Raw genomic sequence first — 22,800 nt, forward strand, 5'->3', positions numbered from 1 at the left:
TCCTCCACGCCTACAACTACCATCGCAGCCACACCGCACTCGGAGGCCAACCGCCGATCAGCCGCGTCAACAACGCTTCAGGTCAATACACCTAGCGGGCGGGCCCGACGAACGCCAGGGCCTCCTCGGCCAGTGCGTCCCAGTCGAGCTGCGACCCGGGGTCCAGGCTCAGCCACTCGCGCATGAGCCGCCCGTGCCCCGGGTCGAAACGCTCGCCCTCACCGGCCGCCACCAGCTCGTCGACCCGGGCGCGCGGGAGCTTCACCACCAGGCGGCCGTGCGCGAGCATCGCGAAGATCTTCCCGCCGACCTTGAGCGCGGCGGCGCCGAACCTTCCCTCCCGCCCCGGCTCGTCACCGGGCACGGTCACCCCGTCCAGCTCCGCGAACCGGGCGACCAGCTGCTCGTACCGCTGCTCGGGTGGGACTGCTCGGCGCCGCCGCATCGGCTCCTCGATTCGTCAGATCTGGATGCCCGCCATCCGCTTCCACTCGTACGGGCCGGTCTTCACCTTCAGGCCGAGCTCGCCCTCGAAGTCCTCGTGCAGGGTCAGCCCGGCCAGCTCGGCGGCCCGGCGGCCGATCGCGTAGGTCGGCGCGACCTGGTCGCCCCAGGTGCCGTCGGCGCCCACCACGACGATCCGGGTGGCGGTGGCGCCGACGTACTCGACGACGCCGTCGGCGCTGCCGCCGTGCTGCGCGGCGAAGCTGCTGAGGTGCTTGGCGATGCGCTTGGCGCGGCGCTCGGCGCGGGCGTCCGGCGCGGCGGTGGTGGCGGTGTCTGCGCTCATGCCCGCATGCTACCGACCGGTAGCGGAGCTGGCGACGGCAGCGTGCTGTGCCGACGGCCACACGGGCGCGGGCGGCGGGGTCAGCTCGCCGGCTCCGGCGTAGGCGCGGGCGAAGTCGACGCCCTCCGGGCCCGGCGCGGCGATCCGGTGGATCCGCTCCAGCCGCAGCCGCAGCGCGAACTCCCGCTCCTGCGGCGGGCACCCGGCCGGCAGGTGCAGCAGGTCGAGCAGCCGGTCGGAGAACTCCTGGACCTGCCAGGCCGCGGCCAGCCGGCGCCGCTGGTAGCCGTCCAGCACGGCGTCGTCGCCGTCCCGGTCGTGGGCGACCAGCACGGCGGCGAGGTCGGCGGCGTCGGCGACCGCCGAGTTGAGGCCCTTGGCACCGGACGGGGTGACGGTGTGCGCGGCGTCCCCGGCCAGGAACAGCCGGCCGGCCCGCAGCTGCCGGGCGACCCGGCCGCGCATCCGCAGCATGCCGGTCTCCAGCAGGCCGCCGATCGCCGGGTCGTCGGCGTCGAGCTCGAGGCGGCGCTCCAGTTCGGCGCGGATCCGCGGCTCGTCCCAGCCGTCCAGCCGCTCCCCGGCGGGCACCTCCAGGTAGAACCGGCCGACGTCGGCGGTGCGCGGCATCATCCCGGCGAAGCCGTCGGTGTGCACCGCGTAGCGGATCCCCTCGACCGGGCGGGAGATCCCGGCCAGCACGGTCAGCCAGTCGTACGGGTAGCGGCGGCCGGGCCCCTCCGCGCCGGGCGGGAAGGCGGTGGCGACCACGCCGTGGGCGCCGTCGCAGCCGACCGCGAAGTCGGCCCGCAGCTCGCCGGCGGCGGTGTGCAGCACCGGGCGGCCGTCGCCGTCCGCGGTGACGGCGGTGACCGGCGAGTCGAAGGCGATCTCGCCGCCGGCCCGCAGGTACGAGTCGATCAGGTCGCGGACCAGCAGCTGCTGCGGGTACACCCAGTGCCGGATCCCGCCGGACAGCGCCCCGTAGTCGACCAGCACCCGCTCGCCGAGGCAGGCGATCTCGCACCAGCCGTGCCGCTCGCCCGCGGCGGTCAGCCGGTCGGCGAGGCCCAGCGTCCGCAGGTACTCCACCACCCGGTGCTCCAGCACCCCGGCCCGCGGGGTCTGCTCCAGCACGGTGCGCGGCAGCCGCTCGTGCACGGTCACCGCGAGGCCGGCGCGGTGCAGCACGTGGGCGAGCACCAGTCCGGCGGGTCCGGCGCCGACCACGGCGATCCGGGTGCTGCGGGTGGTCATCGGTGTCCTCCGGCGGTGAGCAGCGGGGCGGTGCGGGCGGCGGGCACGACGGCCGGGTTGAACACCTCGGTGATCGCGGCCAGCGGCCACGACCCGTGCCACATCAGATAGGTCTTGTAGGCGGCGGGCTCGCCGTCCCAGTCGAGCACCCCGGCGTCCAGCACGGTGCGCCGGTACGCGGTGCCGGCGGCGTGCAGGCCGGGGCCGATCGGCGCGCTGGTGTCGGTGAGGTGCCGCTCGGCCACGCCGGACAGCCCGGGGCGGGCGACCACGACGTTGCGCGACAGTTCGGTGCCGTCGCCGGCGGCCAGCACCGAGCGGCGCACCAACAGCTCCTCCTCGGGCGGGCACTCCAGCAGGCCGGCCGAGCCGCCGGGCGCGTCGGCGGCACGTACCCGGCGGTGGTCGGCCTGCGCTATCCGGGCGGGCGCGCCGGTCCAGGCCTCCAGCAGGGTGGTGGTCAGCCCGTCGGCGGCGAGCAGCATCCGGGTCGGCGCGGCGACGAAGGCCTGGATCCGCACCGCCGTCTCGGCGGGTCTGCGGGCCGCGAACTCGTGCGCGGACGCGACGATCGACTGCAGTGGCATGGCTCCCCCAGGTGTGGCGTCGGTGTGCGCGGACGCGGCGGAGCGGCCGCACCGCGCCCCCGACAGGGCCCGGCCACCCCCCGTGACTCGGCCATCCCGCCTGGTGACGGCGGGTGCAGCCCGAATCTACCCGACGAAGGTTTCAGCTGACGCACCGTCACCCGCCAGGAGTACCCGCCCGGTCGGTGCGGGCGGGATACTGGGCGGGTGACCGAATTCCGCGGCTGGCCCGCCGAGGCGCTCGAGTTCTACGAGCACCTGGAGGCCGACAACTCGAAGTCCTTCTGGAGCGCGCACCGCGCGGTGTACGACGAGGCGGTGCGCGCGCCGATGGAGGCGCTGCTGGTGCGCCTGGAGCCGGAGTTCGGGCCCGGCAAGGTGTTCCGGCCCAACCGGGACGTCCGCTTCAGCGCCGACAAGTCGCCGTACAAGACGCACATCGGCGGCTACCTGGAGTCCGGCGGCTACGTGCAGCTCTCCGCCGACGGCCTGGCCTGCGGCCTCGGCTACTACCAGCTGGCCACCGACCAGCTGGCCCGCTACCGCACCGCGGTCGCCGAGGACGTGGCGGGCGCCGAGTTGGAGCGGGTGGTGGCGCGGGTGCGCGCCGACGGGCCCGCGGTGGTCGGCCGGGACAGCCTGAAGACCGCCCCGCGCGGGTTCCCGAAGGACCACCCGCGGATCGAGCTGCTGCGCCACAAGGGCCTGATCGCCTGGCAGGAGTGGGAGCCCGCGGCCTGGCTGGGCACCCCGAAGGCGTACGACCGGATCACCGGCTTCCTGCACGCCGCCCGGCCGCTGCACGAGTGGCTGGAGAACCACGTCGGCCCCAGCGAGCTTCCGCCGCGCTGAGGCCGAGGGGGGTGTCCCGAGGGGGTGTCCTGAGGGGGCGTCAGCCCACGAACGGGTCGATCGCGACGACCAGGAACAGCAGCGTCAGGTAGGTGATCGACCAGTGGAACAGCCGCATCTCCTTGAGCTTGGCGCCCACGATGCCGGCCTTGGCGCGCGCCTGCAGGGCGTACGCCTCCTTCATCCACAGTCCGCCGAGGACCGCGGCGACCGTCGGGTACAGCCAGCTGGTGTGCGCGGCGGGCCACAGCAGCATCGAGGTGGCCACCATCACCCAGGAGTAGACGACGACCTGCTTGGCCACGCCGATGTTGCCGCGGATCACCGGCAGCATCGGCACCCCGGCCTTGGCGTAGTCGTCGCGGACCTTCATCATCAGCACCCAGGTGTGCGGCGGGGTCCAGAAGAACACCACCAGGAACAGCACCAGGGCCGCCCAGGACAGCGAGTTCGTGACCGCCGACCACCCGACCAGCACCGGCATGCAGCCGGCGATGCCGCCCCAGACCACGTTCTGCGAGGTGCGGCGCTTGAGGCCCAGCGTGTAGACGAAGACGTAGAAGAGGAGCGCGCCCAGCGCCAGCGCCGAGGACAGCCAGTTCACCAGGGTGCCCAGCCAGATCGTGGAGACCACGGCCAGGGTGACGCCGAAGACCAGCGCCTCGCGCGGGGAGACCATGCCGGTGACGATCGGCCGCCGCTCGGTGCGGGACATCACCGCGTCGATGTCGCGGTCGATGTACATGTTCAGCGCGTTGGCGCCGCCCGCGGACAGGTAGCCGCCGACCACCACCGCGAGGACCCGCAGCAGGTCGGGGACGCCGCCCTGGGCCAGGAACATCACCGGCACCGTGGAGATCAGCAGCAGCTCGATGATCCGGGGCTTGGTCAGTGCGACGAACGCCCCGATGCGGGCCCCGATCGGCCGGCGCGCGGTCCTCGTCCCTACCACCCCGGCGGGGCGGGATTCGACGGCGGTCACGGACACCTCAACAGTTGATGAACTTCCACAGGCGACCCGGAGACCCGCAGGGTGCCCGCCGTCCGCGCTGCGCGTACCAGGACACCATAGGCGCTCCATATCTCCCGATCCGCCCCGGGGTCCCCCGGCGAGCCGCCCGCCGACTCGTCTTGCCCCTCGGACGGGCAAACCCTCCCTGGTCGGGTGAAGGTAGGACAGAGCAGTTGACGCCCCGGCAGGGGAATCCCGCGCCGCGCGCTCACGTTGGCCCAGCACGCAGGGTGAGGTGCCCCGGTGACGGTAGGCTCGCACAGAGAAGCGGGATGAACCCTCCGTGATCGGCATCAGCCACAGCGGCGTGGCCGACGGATCCCCTTCACGGGGTGACACTTCACAAAATTCCGGAAGGAGCCCTGAGTCAGGGTGAGCACGACGCCGAACGTATTCGAGTGGAGCGAGCTGGACCAGCGAGCCGTCGACACGGCCCGAGTCCTGGCCATGGACGCCGTGCAGAAGGTGGGGAACGGGCACCCCGGCACCGCGATGTCACTTGCCCCCGCTGCGTATCTGATTTTCCAGCGCTTCCTGCGCCACGACCCGACCGACCCGACGTGGGTCGGCCGCGACCGCTTCGTGCTCTCCCCGGGGCACACCTCGCTGACGCTGTACACCCAGCTCTTCCTGTCCGGTTACGGACTTTCGCTGGACGACCTGAAGGCGTTCCGCGTCGCGGGCAGCCGCACCCCGGGACACCCCGAGCACGGCCACACCGCCGGTGTCGAGACCACCACCGGCCCGCTCGGCCAGGGCATCGGCAACGCGGTCGGCATGGCGATGGCCGCCCGCTACGAGCGCGGCCTGTTCGACCCGGAGGCCGCCGAGGGCGCCTCCCCGTTCGACCACACCATCTGGGCGATCGTCTCCGACGGCGACCTGGAGGAGGGCATCTCCGCCGAGGCGTCCTCGCTGGCCGGCCACCAGAAGCTCGGCAACCTGGTCGCGCTCTACGACGACAACCACATCTCGATCGAGGGCGACACCGCCACCGCCTTCTCCGAGGACGTGCTGGCCCGCTACGAGGCCTACGGCTGGCACGTGCAGCGGGTCACCCCGAAGTCCGACGGCGACATCGACGTGCACGCCCTGGCCACCGCGCTGGACGCCGCCCGCGCCGAGACGACCCGTCCGTCGATCATCGCGATGCGCACGATCATCGCCTGGCCGGCCCCGAACGCCCAGGACACCGCCAAGGCGCACGGCTCCGCGCTCGGCGACGCCGAGATCGCCGCCACCAAGAAGGTGCTGGGCTTCGACCCGACCAAGACCTTCGAGGTCACCGAGCAGGTCATCGACCACGCCCGGATGGTCGTGCAGCGCGGCAAGGCCGCCCGCGGCGAGTGGGAGCAGGCGTTCCGCGGCTGGCGCGAGGCCAACCCGGAGCGCGCCGCCGAGTTCGACCGGATCCAGATCGGCGAGCTGCCGGACGGCTGGGAGAAGGCGATCCCGTCCTTCCCGGCCGGCAAGGACATCGCCACCCGCAAGGCCTCCGGCGACACCCTCGCCGCGGTCGGCAAGCTCGTCCCCGAGCTGTGGGGCGGCTCGGCGGACCTCGCCGAGTCCAACCTGACCACGATCGACGAGGAGTCCTCCTTCCTCCCCGAGGGCAACCCCCTCAAGAGCGCCTCGCCGTACGGCCGGACCATCCACTTCGGCATCCGCGAGCACGCCATGGGCTCGATCATGAACGGCATCGCGCTGCACGGCGGCACCCGCGTGTACGGCGGCACCTTCCTGGTGTTCTCCGACTACATGCGCCCCGCGGTCCGGCTCGCCGCGCTGATGAAGCTGCCGGTCACCTACGTGTGGACGCACGACTCGATCGGCCTCGGCGAGGACGGCCCGACCCACCAGCCGGTCGAGCACCTGGCCGCGCTGCGCGCCATCCCCGGCCTCTCGGTGGTCCGCCCGGCGGACGCCAACGAGACCGCCGTGGTGTGGCGCACCGTGCTGGAGCGGCAGACCAGCCACCCCGGCCCGGTCGGCCTGGCGCTGACCCGCCAGGGCGTGCCGACCTTCGACCGCGAGGTGTTCCACTCGGCCGAGGGCGCGGCCAAGGGCGGCTACGTGCTGGCCGAGGCCTCCGGGTCCTCCCCGAAGGTGATCCTGATGGGCACCGGCTCCGAGGTGCAGCTGGCCGTCCAGGCCCGCGAGGCGCTGGAGGCCGACGGCATCCCGACCCGGGTGGTCTCGATGCCGTCGATCGAGTGGTTCAACGAGCAGGACCAGGCGTACCGCGACAGCGTGCTGCCGCCGAACGTCCGGGCCCGGGTCTCGGTCGAGGCGGGCATCGCCCAGGGCTGGCGCGAGCTGGTCGGCGACGCCGGTCGGATCATCAGCCTGGAGCACTTCGGTGCCTCCGCCGACTACAAGGTGCTCTACCAGGAGTTCGGCATCACCGCCGACGCGGTCGCCGGCGCGGCCCGCGCCTCGCTGCGCACGGTCGAGGCCGTCTCCCGCTAGCGCGGCACCCCGGCCCGGGGGACCGCACTCCCCCGGGCCGGGCCCCGAACTCCACCAGACCGGACGAAAACAGCAGAAGAAGAGGGACTGAGCACCATGACTGACGCATTGAAGCGCCTCAGCGACGAAGGCGTGGCGATCTGGCTGGACGACCTCAGCCGGGAGCGGCTGAACACCGGCAACCTGGCCGAACTGGTCCAGGAGAAGCACGTCGTCGGCGTCACCACCAACCCGACCATCTTCCAGAAGGCGATCGGCGGCAACGGCGCCTACGCCGCCCAGCTGGAGGACCTCGCGGTGCGCAAGGTCACCACCGACGAGGCCGTCCGCATGATCACCACCTCCGACGTCCGGGACGCCGCCGACGTGCTGCGCCCGGTGTACGACGCCTCCAACGGCCGCGACGGCCGGGTCTCCATCGAGGTCGACCCGCGGCTGGCCCACCAGACCGCGCCGACCGTCGCCGAGGCCAAGCAGCTGTGGTGGCTGGTCGACCGCCCGAACGTGCTGATCAAGATCCCCGCCACCCTGGCCGGCCTGCCCGCGATCACCGCGGTCCTCGCCCGGGGCATCAGCGTGAACGTCACCCTGATCTTCTCGCTCGAGCGCTACAAGGCCGTCATCGACGCCCACCTCACCGGCCTGGAGCAGGCCAAGGCCGCCGGCCTCGACCTCTCCCAGATCGAGTCCGTCGCGTCCTTCTTCGTCTCCCGCGTGGACACCGAGATCGACAAGCGCCTCGACGCGATCGGCGGCGCCGCCCTCGACCTGCGCTCGAAGGCCGCCGTCGCCAACGCCCGCCTCGCCTACCAGGCCTACGAGGAGGTGTACGGCTCCGTCGACGGCGCCAAGCCCGCCTCCGCCCGCTGGCAGGCCCTGGAGGCGGCCGGCGCCAAGCCGCAGCGCCCGCTGTGGGCCTCCACCGGCGTCAAGGACCCCAAGCTCCCCGACACCCTGTACGTCACCGAGCTGGTCGCCCCCGGCACCGTCAACACCATGCCCGAGGCCACCCTGGACGCCACCGACGACCACGGCCAGATCACCGGCGACACCATCACCCCGAACTACGCCGACGCCCAGGCCGTCCTGGACGCCGTCGCCGCGGCCGGCGTCGACTACGACGACGTCGTCAAGGTGCTGGAGGAGGAGGGCGTGTCGAAGTTCGAGGTCTCCTGGACCGAACTGCTCGACACCGTCACCGCCGCGCTCGCCGCGCACGGCGCCAACTGACTCCCCCTGCTCACGATCTGACGCACGGAAAGCGGAGCACACCACAGTGAGCAACACTGAGCCGTACCCGGACGTGGTGGGTCCGGACCTGACCGAGGTCGACGCCCCCAGCCGGCCCGCCAACCCACTGCGCGACCCGGTCGACCGGCGCCTGCCGCGCATCGCCGGCCCGTCCGGGCTGGTGATCTTCGGCGTCACCGGCGACCTGTCGCGCAAGAAGCTGATGCCGGCCATCTACGACCTGGCCAACCGCGGCCTGCTGCCGCCGGGCTTCTCGCTGGTCGGCTTCGCCCGCCGCGAGTGGGAGGACGAGGACTTCGCCAACGAGGTCCACGACGCCGTCAAGGAGCACGCGCGGACGCCGTTCCGCGAGGAGGTCTGGCAGCAGCTCGCCAAGGGCATGCGGTTCGTCCAGGGCGACTTCGGCGACGACGAGGCCTTCGACACGCTGCGCCGCACGATCGAGGAACTCGACCAGGCGCAGGGCACCGGCGGCAACTTCGCGTTCTACCTCTCGGTGCCGCCGAAGTTCTTCCCGACCGTCGTCCAGCAGCTCAAGAAGCACGGGCTGGCCGACCCGCCGAAGGGCTCCTGGCGGCGCGCGGTGATCGAGAAGCCGTTCGGCCACGACCTGGCCAGCGCCCAGGAGTTGAACCGGATCGTGCACGAGGTCTTCCCTCGTGACGAGGTCTTCCGGATCGACCACTACCTGGGCAAGGAGACGGTCCAGAACATCCTGGCGCTGCGTTTCGCCAACCAGATGTTCGAGCCGATCTGGAACCGGTCGTACGTCGACCACGTGCAGATCACCATGGCCGAGGACATCGGCATCGGCGGCCGGGCCGGCTACTACGACGGCATCGGATCCGCCCGTGACGTGATCCAGAACCACCTGCTCCAGCTGATGGCGCTCACCGCCATCGAGGAGCCGGCGTCCTTCCACCCCAAGGCCCTGGTCGCCGAGAAGCTCAAGGTGCTCAGCGCCGTCAAGCTCCCCGCCGACCTGGGCCGGCACACCGTGCGCGGCCAGTACGCGGCGGGCTGGCAGGGCGGCGAGGAGGTGCTCGGCTACCTGGACGAGGACGGCATCAACCCCGAGTCCAAGACCGACACCTACGCGGCGATCAAGCTGGAGATCAACAACCGGCGCTGGGCGGGCGTCCCGTTCTACCTGCGCACCGGCAAGCGCCTGGGCCGCCGGGTCACCGAGATCGCGGTGGTCTTCCAGCGCGCCCCGTACCTGCCGTTCGACTCCTACGCCACCGAGGAGCTCGGCCAGAACGCCCTGGTGATCCGCGTCCAGCCGGACGAGGGCGTCACCGTGCGCTTCGGCTCGAAGGTCCCCGGCACCGCGCTGGAGGTCCGCGACGTCACCATGGACTTCGCCTACGGCGAGTCGTTCACCGAGTCCAGCCCCGAGGCGTACGAGCGCCTGATCCTGGACGTCCTGCTCGGCGACGCCAACCTCTTCCCGCGTCACCAGGAGGTCGAGCTGTCCTGGCAGATCCTCGACCCGATCGAGCAGTACTGGGACACCCACGGCAAGCCCGCGGAGTACCCGGCCGGTACCTGGGGCCCGGTCGAGGCGGACGAGATGCTCGCACGAGACGGCAGGAGCTGGCGCCGCCCATGAAGATCGACCTGACGGACACCACGTCCAGCAAGATCAACGCTGCCCTGATGGACGCCCGCCGGGCCAGCGGCTCCACCGCCGCCGGCATGGTGCTGACCCTGGTCATCGTGACCGACGAGGGCAGCGCCTACGACGCCCTCAAGGCCGCCAACGACGCCTCCCGCGAGCACCCCTCGCGGACCCTGGCCGTCATCAAGCGCGCCGGTCGCTCGCCCCGGGCCCGCGCCGAGACCCGGCTGGACGCCGAGATCCTGGTCGGCACCGACGCGGGCAGCGGCGAAACGGTCATCCTGCGGATGCACGGCGAACTCGCCGCGCACGCCCAGTCCGTGGTGCTGCCGCTGCTGCTGCCGGACGCCCCCGTGGTGGTCTGGTGGCCGGAGAACGCGCCGCTGCACCCGGCGCAGGACCCGCTCGGCGCGATCGCCCAGCGCCGGATCACCGACGCGGTCACCGCCGAGTCCCCGGTCGGCCAGCTCGCCCAGCGGGCCGCCAGCTACACCCCCGGCGACACCGACCTGGCCTGGACCCGGATCACCGGCTGGCGCTCGATGCTCGCCGCCGCGCTCGACCAGCGCGACGTCAAGATCATCTCCGCGGTGGTCGAGGGCGAGTCCTACAACCCCAGCGTCGAGCTGCTCGGCCTGTGGCTGCACAACCGGCTGCGGGTCCAGGTCGAACGGGTCGTCACCGGCGGACCCGGCATCACCTCGGTCACCCTGCGGACCAAGGACGGCGACATCGTCCTGGACCGTCCCGACGGCCTGCTCGGCACCCTCTCGATGCCCGGCGCGCCCGACCGGATGGTCGCCCTCAAGCGCCGCGACACCGCGGAGCTGATCGCCGAGGAACTGCGCCGCCTCGACCCCGACGACATCTACGCCAACGCCGTCCGCACCCCCGTGGACCGGCTGCGCGAACGGGTCGCCGGAGTCGAGCACGCGGGCCCCGGCGGCACCGTCGAGGCCGCCGTCGCCCCGCCGGTCCGGGTCACCGCCAAGGTCCCGGACACCGCCGAGGCCCCCGCCGCGCAGCAGGAGCCGGCTGCGGCTCCGAAGAAGGCACCGGCGAAGAAGTCCGCCACCGCCAAGAAGGCCGCCCCCCGCAAGCGGAGCGGCCAGTGAGCACCCGTCAGCTGATCGTCCACCGTGACAAGGAGCTGATGGCGCAGGCCGTCGCCGCCCGGCTGATCACCGCGATCGTCGACGCGCAGGCCGCCCGCGGCACCGCCTCGGTGGTGCTCACCGGCGGCCGCAACGGCAACGCCCTGCTCGACGCCGTCGCCGCCTCCCCGGCGCGCGACGCCGTCGACTGGGCGCGGGTCGACCTGTGGTGGGGCGACGAGCGCTACCTGGCGCACGACGACCCGGAACGCAACGCCGTCCAGGCCGCCGCGTTCCTGGACGCCGTGCGACCGCTGGGCGCCCGGGTGCACGAGATGCCCGCGGCGGACGGCCCCGACGGGCCGGACGTGGAGGCCGCCGCCGCACGCTACGCCGAGGAACTGGCAGCCGCCGCCGAACCCGGTCCGGGCCTGCCCGTCCCGGCCTTCGACGTGCTGCTGCTCGGCGTCGGCCCGGACACCCACGTCGCCTCGCTGTTCCCGCAGCACCCCGGCGTCCGGGAGACCGAACTGACCGTGATCGGCGTCCGCGGGGCCCCCAAGCCCCCGCCCGTCCGCATCTCGCTCACCCTCCCCGCGCTGCGCACCGCCCGGCAGACCTGGCTGCTCGCCGCCGGTGAGGACAAGGCCGACGCCGTCGCCCTCGCCCTCACCGACCCCGGCCCGCTCCAGGCTCCGGCCTCCGCGGCCGTCGGCACGGAGCGCACGCTGTGGCTCCTCGACGAGGCGGCGGCTTCCAAGTTGTCCTGACGCCGCGTCAGCCCCGGAAGGCCCGGACCCGTCCCACGGGTCCGGGCCTTCCTGCTACAACTCTCCTGTGGGGACGGAGAACAGCATCACCGGGGGCAGCATCGGGAGCGTCGTCCAGGCCGGCACCATCACCACCCTGGTCCAGGCCGGCCCGGCCAGCCTGCCCCGCCCTGCCGTCCGCCCCGCCGGGCTGCCGAGACGCGGCGTCTTCGTCGGCCGCGAGGAACTGCTCGGCGCGTTGCTCGACGCCCTGGGCGAGCCCGGCGAACCGCTCCTGGTCTCCGCGATCGCCGGACTCGGCGGCATCGGCAAGACCGCACTCGCCGTCGAGACCGCCCACCGCGCCGCCGACCGCTTCCCCGGCGGCGTCCTCTTCGTCGACCTGCACGGCTACGACGACCACCCCGTCACCGCCGAGCAGGCCCTCGACACCCTGCTGCGCGCCCTCGGCGAGGACGTCCCGCCCGGCCTCCCCGCCCGCGAACACCTCTACCGCTCCCGGCTCGCCGCCCTGGACGGCCCGCTGCTGCTGATCGCCGACAACGCCTCCTCCCCCGCCCAGGTCACCCCGCTGCTGCCCGGCGACCCGCGCCACCGCGTCCTGGTGACCAGCCGCCACCGGCTCGCCGACCGCACCCTGACCCCGCGTCACTTCCGGGTGGACGTGCTCAGAATGGCCGAATCCCGCACCCTGCTCACCCAACTCACCGGCATCGACGACGAGTTGCTCCCGGAGCTGGCCGAACTCTGCGGCCACCTCCCGCTCGCCCTGCGGATCACCGCCGCGCTGCTCACCGACCGCAGTCCCGCCGAGCTCGCCGGCGACCTCGCCGACGCCAGGGAACGCCTCACCGAACTCGACCACGGTCCCGACCTCGCCGTCCGCGCCGCGTTCGGCCTCTCCCACCGCCGCCTCACCCCCGCCGAAGCCCGCCTCTTCGCCCTCCTCGGCCTCCACCCCGGCCCCGACCTCCCACTGCCCGCCGTCAGCGCCCTCGCCGACCTCCCCGAACGCGACACCGCCCGACTCCTCCGCGCCCTCACCGGAGCCCACCTGCTGGATGTCGCCGACGGCCGCTACCGCTTCCACGACCTGGTGAAGCTGTACGCGTCCGAGCAGCCGGTGGACGACCCGGAGGCCGCCGTCCGACGACTGCTCGGGCACTACGACGCCCGGGCTGCGGACATCCGCTCCAGCCAGGGTGCGTCGGACGCCTGGCTCAAGTCCGAGGCAGCGAACCTGCCGGCCGTACTGCTGCGCGCCGACGAACTCGGCCTGGCCGACGCGGTGCCGGAGCTGTACGCGATCATCGTCGAGCAGACCTCGTGGATCACGCTCGAGACCATGTTCAGCTGTGCACTCCTTGCCGTGGTCATCGCCTGCACGGAGGCCCTCGCGATCCAGGTGGCGGCGACGACCCACCTGCCGCAGGAGGCGGGCCCCCGGTCCGACGCCACGCTGGACGGCATCCTGACTGCGCTGGAGTCGTCCGGAACGCACGCCGGGCCCGGCCCCGTGGCTGTCGGCTATCAGCCCCACCTGGCCCGGATCGCCACCCTGGTCGTCGAGTTGACCGAGGCCGCCAAGATCGTGACCGCAGCCTCGGCAGCCACCCTGCTCGATGCCGTCGACGCCCTGCTCGCCCGGCTGTTCACCGTGCAGGTCGCCGCCCAGGCCCTGGACGAGGCCCCGGCGGGCAGCGGGATCCACCTGTCGTTCGGCGAGGTCAACCGTCGCCTCGTCGAGGCGGTCGACAAGACGGCTCTCTACCGCCTCCTGCTCGCGGAACTCGCCGTGATCACCGAGACCCGTCGGTGGGAGGAGGTGTTCGCCCTGATCGACCTCATCGCGAAGGGCGCCACCGGAAACCGGTGACGCCCCTGCGTGGAAAGTCGTGCCTCAGATCTCGCCCCGGAGCTTCGCCAGGGCCTCGGCGAGGATCGCCTCGCCGTCGGCGTCGGTGCGGCGCTCGCGGACGTAGGCGAGGTGGGTCTTGTAGGGCTCGTTGCGGGCCGGGGCGGGCGGATTGTGCTCGTCCTGGCCGGCGGGGAAGCCGCAGCGGGGGCAGTCCCAGGTGTCGGGGATGGCTGCCTCTGCGGCGAAACTCGGGCGCGTCTCGTGCTTGTTGGCGCACCAGAAGGAGATGCGGTTGCGCGGGGCGGATTCGCCGCGCTCCGCCTCTCCCATCGGGCCGGCGCCGACTCTGCTGCCTCGGATCGCGTTGCCACTTGCCACGGTCTGACTCCCTGCGTGCTGGTGCCGTCCGGCCGCGGCTGGGCGGACGGTGGCGAAGTCGTCCTAGTGTAAGCGGGAGTTAAGGCTGTGCCACCATCGCCCGCCGACTGGTTTCAGCTCTTGTACTTGAGCAGCAGTCCGAGCACCACGATGCAGGCGAACCAGGCCACGCCGATGATGACGGTGATGCGGTCGAGGTTGCGCTCGGCCACCGCGGAACCGCCGCCGGTGGACATCGCGCCGCCACCGAACATGTCGGACAGACCGCCGCCCTTGCCCTTGTGGAGCAGGACCAGCATGATCATCAGCGAGCTGAGGATGATCAGAGCAATCTCGAACCCGAGAACCACGACGGGACCAACTCTCTCGTATCTTCGGCGAAGGGGCCGGGCCCGCTTCTCCGCGGTCCGGCCCCAAAGCCTACGTTGCTGTGGCGGCGTTAGCCTACTGCCTGCTCGCGGTAGCGCACGATCTTGACGAACTCGTCGGCGTCCAGGGAGGCGCCGCCGATCAGACCGCCGTCCACGTCGGGCTTGGCCATCAGGCCGGCCGCGGACGAGGACTTCACCGAACCGCCGTACAGGATACGGACCTTGGCGGCCAGGTCGGCGCTGTAGAGCTCGGCGAGGCGGGCCCGGATCGCGCCGCAGACCTCCTGCGCGTCCTCGGGGGTGGCGACCTCTCCGGTGCCGATCGCCCAGACCGGCTCGTACGCGACGACGATCTGCTCGGCCTCGGCGGCGGGGACGCCGTCCAGGGCGCCGTCCAGCTGCGCCAGGGTGAACTCGACCTGGGCGCCGGCCTTGCGGACGTCCAGCGGCTCGCCGATGCACAGGATCGGCACGACGCCGTTGCGGAAGGCGGCCTTCACCTTGGCGTTGACGATCTCCTCGTTCTCGCCGTGGTACTGGCGGCGCTCGGAGTGGCCGATCACCGCGTAGGCGCACTTCAGCTTCGCCAGCATCGGGCCCGACACCTCACCGGTGTAGGCGCCGCCGTCGTGCTGCGAGATGTCCTGCGAGCCGTACTTGATCTTCAGGCGGTCGCCGTCGACCAGGGTCTGCACCGAGCGCAGATCGGTGAACGGGACCAGGACCGCGACCTCGACGGCCTCGTAGTCCTTGTCGGCCAGCGCGAACGCCAGCTTCTGGGTGTGCTGGATGGCCTCGAGGTGGTTGAGGTTCATCTTCCAGTTGCCCGCCATCAGCGGGAGACGCTCAGTCATGTCTTTCTCAGTCCTCCAGGGCGGCGAGACCGGGAAGGGTCTTGCCCTCCAGGTACTCGAGGCTCGCGCCACCGCCGGTCGAGATGTGTCCGAACTTCGCCTCGTCGAAGCCGAGGGTGCGCACCGCCGCCGCCGAGTCGCCGCCGCCGACCACGGTGAAGGCGTCCGAGTCCAGCAGCGCCTGGGCGACCGCGCGGGTGCCGTCGGCGAACGCCGGGTGCTCGAAGACGCCCATCGGGCCGTTCCAGAAGACCGTCCGCGCGTCGGCGATCTTCTGCGCGAAGAGCTGCGCGGTCTTCGGGCCGATGTCCAGGCCGAGCGCGCCGTCCGGGATGGCGTCCACGTCGACGACCGCGTAGTCCGCCACCGGGGCACCGGTCTTGACGTCCGGGAAGCTGCCGGAGACCGCGGTGTCCAGCGGGATCACGAACTCCACGCCCTGCTCGGCGCCGCGCTTCAGGTAGTCCTGGACGACCGGGATCTGGTCCTCCTGCAGCAGCGAGGAGCCGACGCCGTGGCCCTGGGCCGCGATGAAGGTGTACATCATGCCGCCGCCGATCAGGATCCGGTCGGCCTTGCCGAGCAGGTTCTCGATCACGCCGACCTTGTCGGAGACCTTCGAGCCGCCGAGCACCACCACGTACGGGCGGGCGACGTCCTCGGTGAGGCGCTTGAGCACGCCGACCTCGGTGGCGATCAGGTCGCCCACCGCGTGCGGCAGGCGGGCCGGCAGGTCGTAGACCGAGGCGTGCTTGCGGTGCACCGCGCCGAAGCCGTCACCGACGTACAGGTCGGCGAGCGAGGCGAGTTCGTCGGCGAAGGCGCCGCGCGCGGCGTCGTCCTTGGAGGTCTCGCCCGCGTTGAAGCGCAGGTTCTCCAGCAGCGTGACCTCGCCGTCGCCCAGGGCGGCGACGGTGGCCTTCGCGCTGTCCCCGACGGTGTCGGTGGCGAAGGCCACCGGGCGGCCGAGGATCTCACCGAGGCGGACCGCCACCGGCGCGAGGGAGTACTGCGGCTCCGGCGCGCCCTTCGGACGGCCCAGGTGCGAGGCGACGACCACCCGCGCGCCGCGCTCGACCAGCTTGGCGATGGTCGGCGCGACGGCCCGGATCCGGCCGTCGTCGGTGATGGTGTCGCCGGACAGCGGCACGTTGAGGTCGGCGCGGACGAACACCCGCTTGCCGGAGACCTCCAGGTCTTCGATCGTCTTCACGGTCTTGCTCCTCAGGGGGTGGAACGGTGCGCAGACGGCGACACGACGGCGGGCCACCGGTTGGGTAGGACGGGACGAGGGTGGGCGCAGCGGCAGGGCCCGGCGGCGGTGACAGCCGTCCGGGCCCTGCCCCTTACGTCACGTCGACTACCGCTGGGGTCAGAGCTGCTCGCCGACCAGGGCGACCAGGTTGACGAGGCGGTTCGAGTAGCCGAACTCGTTGTCGTACCAGCCGAGCACCTTGACCTGGTTGCCCTGAACCATCGTCAGCTGCGAGTCGAAGATGCAGGAGTGCGGGTCGTTGACGATGTCCGAGGAGACGATCGGGTCCTCGGTGTAGGCCAGGATGCCCTTGAGCGGGCCCTCCTGCGCGGCCTTCTGGAAGGCGGCGTTGACCTCGTCCTTGGTGACCTCGCGCTCGAGGGTGACCACCAGGTCGGTGATCGAGCCGGTCGGGACCGGGACGCGCAGCGAGGTGCCGTCCAGCTTGCCCTTCAGCTCCGGCAGGACCAGGGCGGTGGCCTTCGCGGCACCGGTCGAGGTCGGGATGATGTTCTGCGAGGCGGCGCGGGCGCGACGCAGGTCCTTGTGCGGGAAGTCCAGGGTGACCTGGTCGTTGGTGAACGCGTGCACCGTGGTCATCAGACCCTTGACGATGCCGAAGTTCTCGTTCAGCACCTTCGCCATCGGCGCCACGCAGTTGGTGGTGCAGGAGGCGTTGGAGATGATGTCGTGCGCGGCCGCGTCGTACTTGTCGTCGTTGACGCCCAGGACGATGGTGATGTCCTCGTCGGTCGCGGGCGCCGAGATGATGACCTTCTTCGCACCGGCGGTGATGTGCTTCTTCGCAGCATCGGCCTTGGTGAAGATGCCGGTGGACTCGACGACGATGTCGGCGCCCAGGGCGGCCCAGGGAAGGTTGGCGGGGTCGCGTTCGGCGGTGACCTTGAAGGTGTGGCCGTCGACGGTGATGCTGTCCTCGGTGTGCGAGACCTCGCCGGGGAAGGTACCGAGAGTGGTGTCGTACTTGAGCAGGTGAGCCAGAGTCTTGGTGTCGGTCAGGTCGTTGACACCGACGATCTCGATGTCCGCGCCCTGGGACTTGACCGCACGGAAGAAGTTACGGCCGATGCGGCCGAACCCGTTGATGCCTACCCGGATCGTCACGAACCGATCTCCTCTTAGGTACGCCGGGCCGGAGCCCGACGGGGGTGAAATTTGGGTTGTCCCCGACCACTGCTGACCCTACCTCCCCCAAGTGTCGCAAGGCACATCGCCTCACCGGTAGGGCGCAATGGCCCGGGCGCAGCAAAGGGGCGTGCGGAGTTGGCCGCGGCGGCTTGCCGCGACCCGCTCCGCACGCCCCTCGGGCGGCGCCACGGGACGGTTGACGACCCGTCAGTTCAGGGCCATCTCCTCGGTCAGGTTGGCCTCGGTGTTGGGCAGGCCGAGTTCGGCGGCCCGCTTGTCGGCCATCGCCAGCAGGCGGCGGATCCGGCCCGCGACCGCGTCCTTGGTCAGCGGCGGGTCGGCGAGCGCGCCGAGCTCCTCCAGCGAGGCCTGCTTGTGCTGCATGCGCAGCGCGCCGGCCGCCGCCAGGTGCTCGGGCACCTCGTCGCCGAGGATCTCCAGCGCCCGCTGCACCCGGGCGCCGGCCGCGACCGCGGCGCGGGCCGAGCGGCGCAGGTTGGCGTCGTCGAAGTTGGCCAGCCGGTTGGCGGTGGCGCGCACCTCGCGGCGCATCCGCCGCTCCTCCCAGGCCAGCACCGACTCGTGCGCGCCGAGCCGGGTGAGCAGCGCGCCGATCGCGTCGCCGTCGCGGATCACCACCCGGTCGACGCCGCGCACCTCGCGGGCCTTGGCCGGGATGCCCAGCCGGCGGGCCGCGCCGACCAGGGCGAGCGCCGCCTCCGAACCGGGGCAGGTGATCTCCAGCGAGGAGGAGCGCCCCGGCTCGGTGAGCGAGCCGTGCGCCAGGAACGCGCCGCGCCAGGCCGCCTCCGCGTCGCAGGTCGCCCCGGACACCACCGCCGGGGGCAGTCCCCGGATCGGCCGTCCGCGTCCGTCCACCAGCCCGGTCTGCCGGGCCAGCAACTCGCCGTCCTTCACCACCCGCACCACGTACCGGCTGCCGCGTCGCAGACCGCCGGGGGCCATCACCACCAGATCCGAGGAGTGTCCGAAGATCTCCAGGAGGTCCTTGCGCAGCCGCCGTGCCGCAATGCCGGTGTCCAGCTCCGCCTCGATCACGATGCGGCCGCTCACAATGTGCAGTCCGCCCGCAAAACGCAGGATCGCCGAGACCTCCGCCTTGCGGCAGCAGGCACGGGTGACGGGAAGTCGGGAGATCTCGTCTTTCACCGCTGCCGTCATCGCCATGGGCCGATCCTTCCATGAGTCCGGAAAATCCGGTCGTACGCCGCGGCCAAGAGCTCCGGGTCGTGTCGCGGCGTGCCGTCGGCCCGGGCCACCGAACCGAGCACCAGTGCGGCGCCCATCCGCTCGGCGGCCTGCTCCAGGCCGGCCAGGTCGGCGACCCCGAAGGCGCCGCCGGTGACGGCGCGCTCATCCACCAGGATCGCATCCACCACCAGCTGCGGAGCGTGGTCGGCGATCACCTCCAGGTGGCGCTGCGGGGTGAAGCCCTCGGTCTCGCCGGGCTGCGGCGCCAGGTTGAGGGTCAGCAGCCGGCGGGCCCGGGTCTCGGTGAGCGCCTTGGCCAGCTCGGGGACCAGCAGGTGCGGCAGCACGCTGGTGAACCAGGAGCCGGGGCCGAGCACCACCCAGTCCGCCTCCAGCACCGCCTGCACCGCGTCCGGGACGGCCGGCGGCTCGTCCGGCACCAGCCGGATCGACTGCACGGTGCCGGGCGTCACGGCGACCGCGGCCTGGCCGCGCACCGCCGTGACCTCGGCGGGCCGGGCCGGGTCGTGGCCGCGGACCTGCGCCTCGATGTCCAGCGGGACGGCCGACATCGGCAGCACCCGGCCCTGCACGTTCAGCAGCCGGCCGACCCAGTTCAGCGCCTCCACCGGGTCGCCGAGCTTCTCCCACAGCGCCACGATCAGCAGGTTGCCGACCGCGTGGCCGCCGAGCTCGCCGTTCCCGGTGAAGCGCTGCTGGATCACCTCGGACCAGGTGCGGCCCCAGTCGTCGTCGCCGCACAGCGCGGCCAGCGCCTTGCGCAGGTCGCCGGGCGGCAGCACGCCGAGCTCGGCGCGCAGCCGCCCGCTGGAACCGCCGTCGTCGGCGACGGTGACCACCGCGGTCAGCTCGGTGGTCAGCCGGCGCAGCGCGGACAGCGAGGCGGACAGGCCCTGCCCGCCGCCCAGCGCGGCGATCCTGGGGGCCTTGCGCCGGGACTTCTGGGAGGCCCGCTCGGCAGGTCTGGCCTGGAGCTGCTGCCGCGCTGGCACGTATCCCGTCACGCCGACCCCATGTTCCTGTCTCGTGCTCAGCCGGGCGGCGCGGGGACGAGGTGCTCCGCGGCCGTCACTCCCGGCCCATGTCGCGGTGGACCAGCACCGTCTCGACGCCGTCCGCGATCAGACGCTTCGTCAGCTGCTCGGACATCGCCACGCTGCGGTGCTTGCCACCGGTGCAGCCTACGGCAAGCGTCATGTAGCGCTTGCCCTCGCGCCGGTAACCCTCGGTGATGATCCGCATCAGCTCGGCGTAGCCGTCCAGGAACTCCTGCGCCCCGGGCTGCTGGAAGACGTACTCTGCCACGTCCGGGTCGGTTCCGGTACGGGCCCGCAGCTCGGGCACCCAGTGCGGGTTCGGCAGGAAGCGGCAGTCCACCACCAGGTCGGCGTCGACCGGCAGGCCGTACTTGAAGCCGAAGGACATCACGGTGGCCCGCAGCTCCGGCTCGTCGTTGCCGGAGAACTGGGCGTCCAGCTTGGCGCGCAGCTGGTGCACGTTGAGGTTGGAGGTGTCGACCACCAGGTCGGCCTCGCCGCGCAGCTCGCGCAGCAGCTCCCGCTCCTGGGCGATGCCGTCGACGATCCGGCCGTCGCCCTGCAGCGGGTGCGGGCGGCGGACGTTCTCGAAGCGGCGCACCAGCGCCTCGTCGGAGGAGTCCAGGAAGACCACGCGCAGCCGCACGCCGCGCTTCTCCAACTCCTCCAGCGAGGTCAGCAGGTCGTCGAAGAACGACCGGCCGCGGACGTCGACCACGGCGCCGATCCGCGGCACCGAGCCCTGCGAGCGGGCCCCCAGGTCGACCATGGTCGGGATCAGCGCCGGCGGCAGGTTGTCCACCACGAACCAGCCGAGGTCCTCCAGGCACTTGGCGGCGGTGGACCGGCCGGCTCCGGACATGCCGGAGATGATCACCAGCTCGGGGACGGTCTCTCCCCCGTTGGACACTGTCACGTCTGTTCCCCGCTTCTCGGTGCCACTGTGGCGGTGCTGTCATCGATGATCTCGCCGGTCGCGGTGTTGACCGCGAATGCGGCAGGTGTACGGGAGGCCAAGGCTGCGGCAACAGTCTCCGCGGTCCGGCGCCCGATCCCGGGAACCTCGCACAGCTCGTCGACCGTGGCCGCGCGCAGCTTCTTCAGTGAACCGAAGTGCTTCAGCAGGGCCCGGCGGCGAGTCTCTCCAAGGCCGGGGACGGAGTCCAGCTCCCCCGCCGTGAGCCGCTTGGAGCGCTTGGTGCGCTGGTAGGAGATGGCGAAACGGTGCGCCTCGTCGCGCACCCGCTGCAACAGGTAGAGGCCCTCGCTGGAGCGCGGCAGCACCACCGGGTCGTCCTGCCCGGGCAGCCACACCTCCTCCAGCCGCTTGGCCAGGCCGCACACCGCGACGTCGTCGATGCCCAGTTCGTCCAGGGCCCGCTGGGCGGCCGCGACCTGCGGCTGCCCGCCGTCGACCACCAGCAGCTGCGGCGGGTAGGCGAAGCGCCTCGGGCGGCCGTCATCGGTGCGGCCGGTCCCGTCGGTCGGCGCCCCGTCGTCCTCCGGTCCCTCCTCGGGGACCGCCCACTCGCCGGTCTGCTCGCGCTCCTGCAGGTAACGGCGGAACCGGCGGGTGATCACCTCGTGCATCGAGCGGACGTCGTCCTGGCCCTCGAAGCCGCGGATCTGGAAGCGCCGGTACTCGCTCTTGCGGGCCAGGCCGTCCTCGAAGACCACCATCGAGGCGACCACGTCCTCGCCCTGCAGGTGCGAGATGTCGAAGCACTCGATCCGCAGCGGCACCGAGTCCAGCTCCAGCGCGTCGGTGATCTCCTGCAGCGCCCGGCTACGGGTCGTCAGGTCCGAGGCCCGCTTGGTCTTGTGCAGCGCCAGCGCTTGCAGCGCGTTGCGCTGCACGGTCTCCATCAGGTCCTTCTTGTCGCCGCGCTGCGGCACCCGCAGGTCGACGTGGGCGCCGCGCAGCCCGCTCAGCCACTCCCGGGCCGCCTCGCCCGGCAGCGCCGGGACCAGCACCTCGCGCGGCACCTGCTCGGTGCCCGCGCCGTACAGCTGCTGCAGGGCGTGCTCCACCAGCCCGGCGGTGTCCACGTCCTCGACCTTGTCGGTCACCCAGCCGCGCTGGCCGCGGACCCGGCCGCCGCGGACGTGGAAGATCTGCACCGCGGCCTCGAGTTCGTCCTCGGCCAGCGCGAGCAGGTCCGCGTCGGTGCCGTCGGCCAGCACCACCGCGTTCTTCTCCATCGCCCGCTTCAGCGCCCCGAGGTCGTCGCGCAGCCGGGCCGCCTTCTCGTACTCCATGTCGGCCGCGGCGTCCTGCATCTGCTGCTCCAGGCGGCGCAGGTAGTTGCCCGTCCGGCCGGCCATGAAGTCGCAGAACTCCTCGGCGAGTTCGCGGTGCTCGTCGGCGGTGACCCGGCCCACGCAGGGCGCCGCGCACTTGCCGATGTACCCCAGCAGGCAGGGCCGGCCGACCTGTTGGGCCCGCTTGAACACGCCGTTGGAGCACGTCCGCACCGGGAACACCCGCAGCAGCAGGTCCACCGTCTCGCGGATCGCCCAGGCGTGCCCGTACGGGCCGAAGTAGCGCACGCCCTTGCGGTGCGCGCCACGCATCACCTGGACCCGGGGGAACTCCTCGCCCAGGGTGACCGCCAGCTCCGGGTAGCTCTTGTCGTCCCGGTACTTGACGTTGAACCGCGGGTCGAACTCCTTGATCCAGGAGTACTCCAGCTGCAGCGCCTCGACCTCGGTCGACACCACGGTCCACTCCACCGAGGCGGCGGTCGTCACCATGGTCGCGGTGCGCGGGTGCAGGTTGGCGACGTCCTGGAAGTACGAGGAGAGCCGGGGCCGCAGGCTCTTCGCCTTGCCCACGTAGATGACCCGACCGTGCGCGTCGCGGAACTTGTACACCCCGGGAGAGACCGGGATCGCCCCCGGCGCCGGACGGTAGGTGGACGGGTCTGCCATAGCCCTACCGTACCGACTGCCACCGACACTC

General features: G+C 72.2%; 21 protein-coding genes. 7 read left to right on the forward strand and 14 right to left on the reverse strand.

What is annotated here, in order from left to right:
- Nucleotides 1-91 precede the first annotated feature (91 nt).
- From AB0K51_RS10350 to AB0K51_RS10365, 4 genes are read right to left on the reverse strand one after another with little or no spacing between them, the layout of a single operon-like run.
- The gene (locus AB0K51_RS10350; RefSeq protein ID WP_363452689.1) at nucleotides 92-445 is read right to left on the reverse strand and encodes a hypothetical protein; all 354 of its coding nucleotides are present in this window, start codon (nucleotides 443-445) and stop codon (nucleotides 92-94) included.
- Nucleotides 446-460: 15 nt separating this feature from the next.
- Complete coding sequence (locus AB0K51_RS10355; protein WP_363452691.1) at nucleotides 461-790, reverse strand: hypothetical protein; 330 nt, start codon at nucleotides 788-790, stop codon at nucleotides 461-463.
- A gap of 9 nt (nucleotides 791-799) precedes the next feature.
- The gene (locus tag AB0K51_RS10360) at nucleotides 800-2,047 is read right to left on the reverse strand and encodes an FAD-dependent monooxygenase (protein ID WP_363452693.1); all 1,248 of its coding nucleotides are present in this window, start codon (nucleotides 2,045-2,047) and stop codon (nucleotides 800-802) included.
- The gene (locus tag AB0K51_RS10365) at nucleotides 2,044-2,634 is read right to left on the reverse strand and encodes a hypothetical protein (RefSeq protein WP_363452695.1); all 591 of its coding nucleotides are present in this window, start codon (nucleotides 2,632-2,634) and stop codon (nucleotides 2,044-2,046) included. The genes AB0K51_RS10360 and AB0K51_RS10365 overlap by 4 nt, the downstream gene beginning before the upstream one ends.
- Nucleotides 2,635-2,841: 207 nt before the next feature.
- On the opposite strand from AB0K51_RS10365, the gene AB0K51_RS10370 reads away from it, so the two are divergent.
- Complete coding sequence (locus AB0K51_RS10370) at nucleotides 2,842-3,486, forward strand: DUF2461 domain-containing protein (RefSeq protein WP_363452697.1); 645 nt, start codon at nucleotides 2,842-2,844, stop codon at nucleotides 3,484-3,486.
- 40 nt (nucleotides 3,487-3,526) lie between these two features.
- On the opposite strand, the gene AB0K51_RS10375 is transcribed toward AB0K51_RS10370, so the two are convergent.
- A complete protein-coding gene (locus tag AB0K51_RS10375; protein WP_363452699.1) occupies nucleotides 3,527-4,468 on the reverse strand; it encodes a heme o synthase in 942 nt (313 codons plus the stop codon).
- A 402-nt stretch (nucleotides 4,469-4,870) separates the two neighbouring features.
- Between AB0K51_RS10375 and tkt the strand changes: the two genes are divergently transcribed.
- The 6 genes from tkt to AB0K51_RS10405 all read left to right on the forward strand — a co-directional run bounded on the left by tkt (nucleotide 4,871) and on the right by AB0K51_RS10405 (nucleotide 13,579).
- On the forward strand, nucleotides 4,871-6,967 hold the full coding sequence (gene tkt, locus AB0K51_RS10380; protein ID WP_363452701.1) for a transketolase: 2,097 nt from the start codon (nucleotides 4,871-4,873) through the stop codon (nucleotides 6,965-6,967).
- Between the two features lie 96 nt (nucleotides 6,968-7,063).
- Nucleotides 7,064-8,197, forward strand: a complete 1,134-nt coding sequence (gene tal / locus AB0K51_RS10385; protein ID WP_363452703.1) for a transaldolase — start codon at nucleotides 7,064-7,066, stop codon at nucleotides 8,195-8,197.
- A gap of 88 nt (nucleotides 8,198-8,285) precedes the next feature.
- Nucleotides 8,286-9,830: a glucose-6-phosphate dehydrogenase gene (gene zwf, locus AB0K51_RS10390; protein ID WP_363452896.1), complete on the forward strand. Its 1,545-nt coding sequence runs from the start codon at nucleotides 8,286-8,288 to the stop codon at nucleotides 9,828-9,830.
- A complete protein-coding gene (gene opcA / locus AB0K51_RS10395) occupies nucleotides 9,827-10,954 on the forward strand; it encodes a glucose-6-phosphate dehydrogenase assembly protein OpcA (protein WP_363452705.1) in 1,128 nt (375 codons plus the stop codon). The genes zwf and opcA overlap by 4 nt, the downstream gene beginning before the upstream one ends.
- Nucleotides 10,951-11,703: a 6-phosphogluconolactonase gene (gene pgl / locus AB0K51_RS10400; protein WP_363452707.1), complete on the forward strand. Its 753-nt coding sequence runs from the start codon at nucleotides 10,951-10,953 to the stop codon at nucleotides 11,701-11,703. Before opcA ends, pgl begins: the two co-directional genes overlap by 4 nt.
- Before the next feature lie 67 nt (nucleotides 11,704-11,770).
- A complete protein-coding gene (locus tag AB0K51_RS10405; protein ID WP_363452709.1) occupies nucleotides 11,771-13,579 on the forward strand; it encodes a hypothetical protein in 1,809 nt (602 codons plus the stop codon).
- Nucleotides 13,580-13,603: 24 nt separating this feature from the next.
- Here AB0K51_RS10405 and AB0K51_RS10410 read toward each other — a convergent pair whose 3' ends face one another.
- The 9 genes from AB0K51_RS10410 to uvrC all read right to left on the reverse strand — a co-directional run bounded on the left by AB0K51_RS10410 (nucleotide 13,604) and on the right by uvrC (nucleotide 22,769).
- The gene (locus AB0K51_RS10410; protein WP_014138616.1) at nucleotides 13,604-13,891 is read right to left on the reverse strand and encodes an RNA polymerase-binding protein RbpA; all 288 of its coding nucleotides are present in this window, start codon (nucleotides 13,889-13,891) and stop codon (nucleotides 13,604-13,606) included.
- A 161-nt stretch (nucleotides 13,892-14,052) separates the two neighbouring features.
- Complete coding sequence (gene secG, locus AB0K51_RS10415; RefSeq protein ID WP_363452711.1) at nucleotides 14,053-14,289, reverse strand: preprotein translocase subunit SecG; 237 nt, start codon at nucleotides 14,287-14,289, stop codon at nucleotides 14,053-14,055.
- A gap of 89 nt (nucleotides 14,290-14,378) precedes the next feature.
- Nucleotides 14,379-15,164 carry a triose-phosphate isomerase gene (tpiA, locus tag AB0K51_RS10420; protein WP_363452713.1) on the reverse strand — a complete coding sequence of 262 codons (786 nt, stop codon included), beginning with the start codon at nucleotides 15,162-15,164 and terminating at the stop codon, nucleotides 14,379-14,381.
- Between the two features lie 7 nt (nucleotides 15,165-15,171).
- The gene (locus tag AB0K51_RS10425; protein ID WP_363452715.1) at nucleotides 15,172-16,377 is read right to left on the reverse strand and encodes a phosphoglycerate kinase; all 1,206 of its coding nucleotides are present in this window, start codon (nucleotides 16,375-16,377) and stop codon (nucleotides 15,172-15,174) included.
- A gap of 159 nt (nucleotides 16,378-16,536) precedes the next feature.
- Nucleotides 16,537-17,544 (reverse strand): type I glyceraldehyde-3-phosphate dehydrogenase, encoded by a 1,008-nt coding sequence (gap, locus tag AB0K51_RS10430; protein WP_363452717.1) that lies wholly within the window; start codon nucleotides 17,542-17,544, stop codon nucleotides 16,537-16,539.
- 231 nt (nucleotides 17,545-17,775) lie between these two features.
- Nucleotides 17,776-18,756: a DNA-binding protein WhiA gene (gene whiA / locus AB0K51_RS10435; RefSeq protein WP_363452719.1), complete on the reverse strand. Its 981-nt coding sequence runs from the start codon at nucleotides 18,754-18,756 to the stop codon at nucleotides 17,776-17,778.
- Nucleotides 18,747-19,718, reverse strand: coding sequence for a uridine diphosphate-N-acetylglucosamine-binding protein YvcK (yvcK, locus tag AB0K51_RS10440; protein WP_363452899.1), 972 nt, complete (start codon nucleotides 19,716-19,718; stop codon nucleotides 18,747-18,749). The genes whiA and yvcK overlap by 10 nt, the downstream gene beginning before the upstream one ends.
- A gap of 151 nt (nucleotides 19,719-19,869) precedes the next feature.
- Complete coding sequence (gene rapZ, locus AB0K51_RS10445) at nucleotides 19,870-20,748, reverse strand: RNase adapter RapZ (RefSeq protein ID WP_363452901.1); 879 nt, start codon at nucleotides 20,746-20,748, stop codon at nucleotides 19,870-19,872.
- A 2-nt stretch (nucleotides 20,749-20,750) separates the two neighbouring features.
- Entirely contained in the window at nucleotides 20,751-22,769 is a 2,019-nt protein-coding gene (gene uvrC / locus AB0K51_RS10450) for an excinuclease ABC subunit UvrC (RefSeq protein ID WP_363452721.1), read from the reverse strand.
- Nucleotides 22,770-22,800 lie beyond the last annotated feature (31 nt).

Source organism: Kitasatospora sp. NPDC049285, from assembly GCF_040678815.1.
In the GTDB taxonomy this organism is placed as follows: domain Bacteria; phylum Actinomycetota; class Actinomycetes; order Streptomycetales; family Streptomycetaceae; genus Kitasatospora.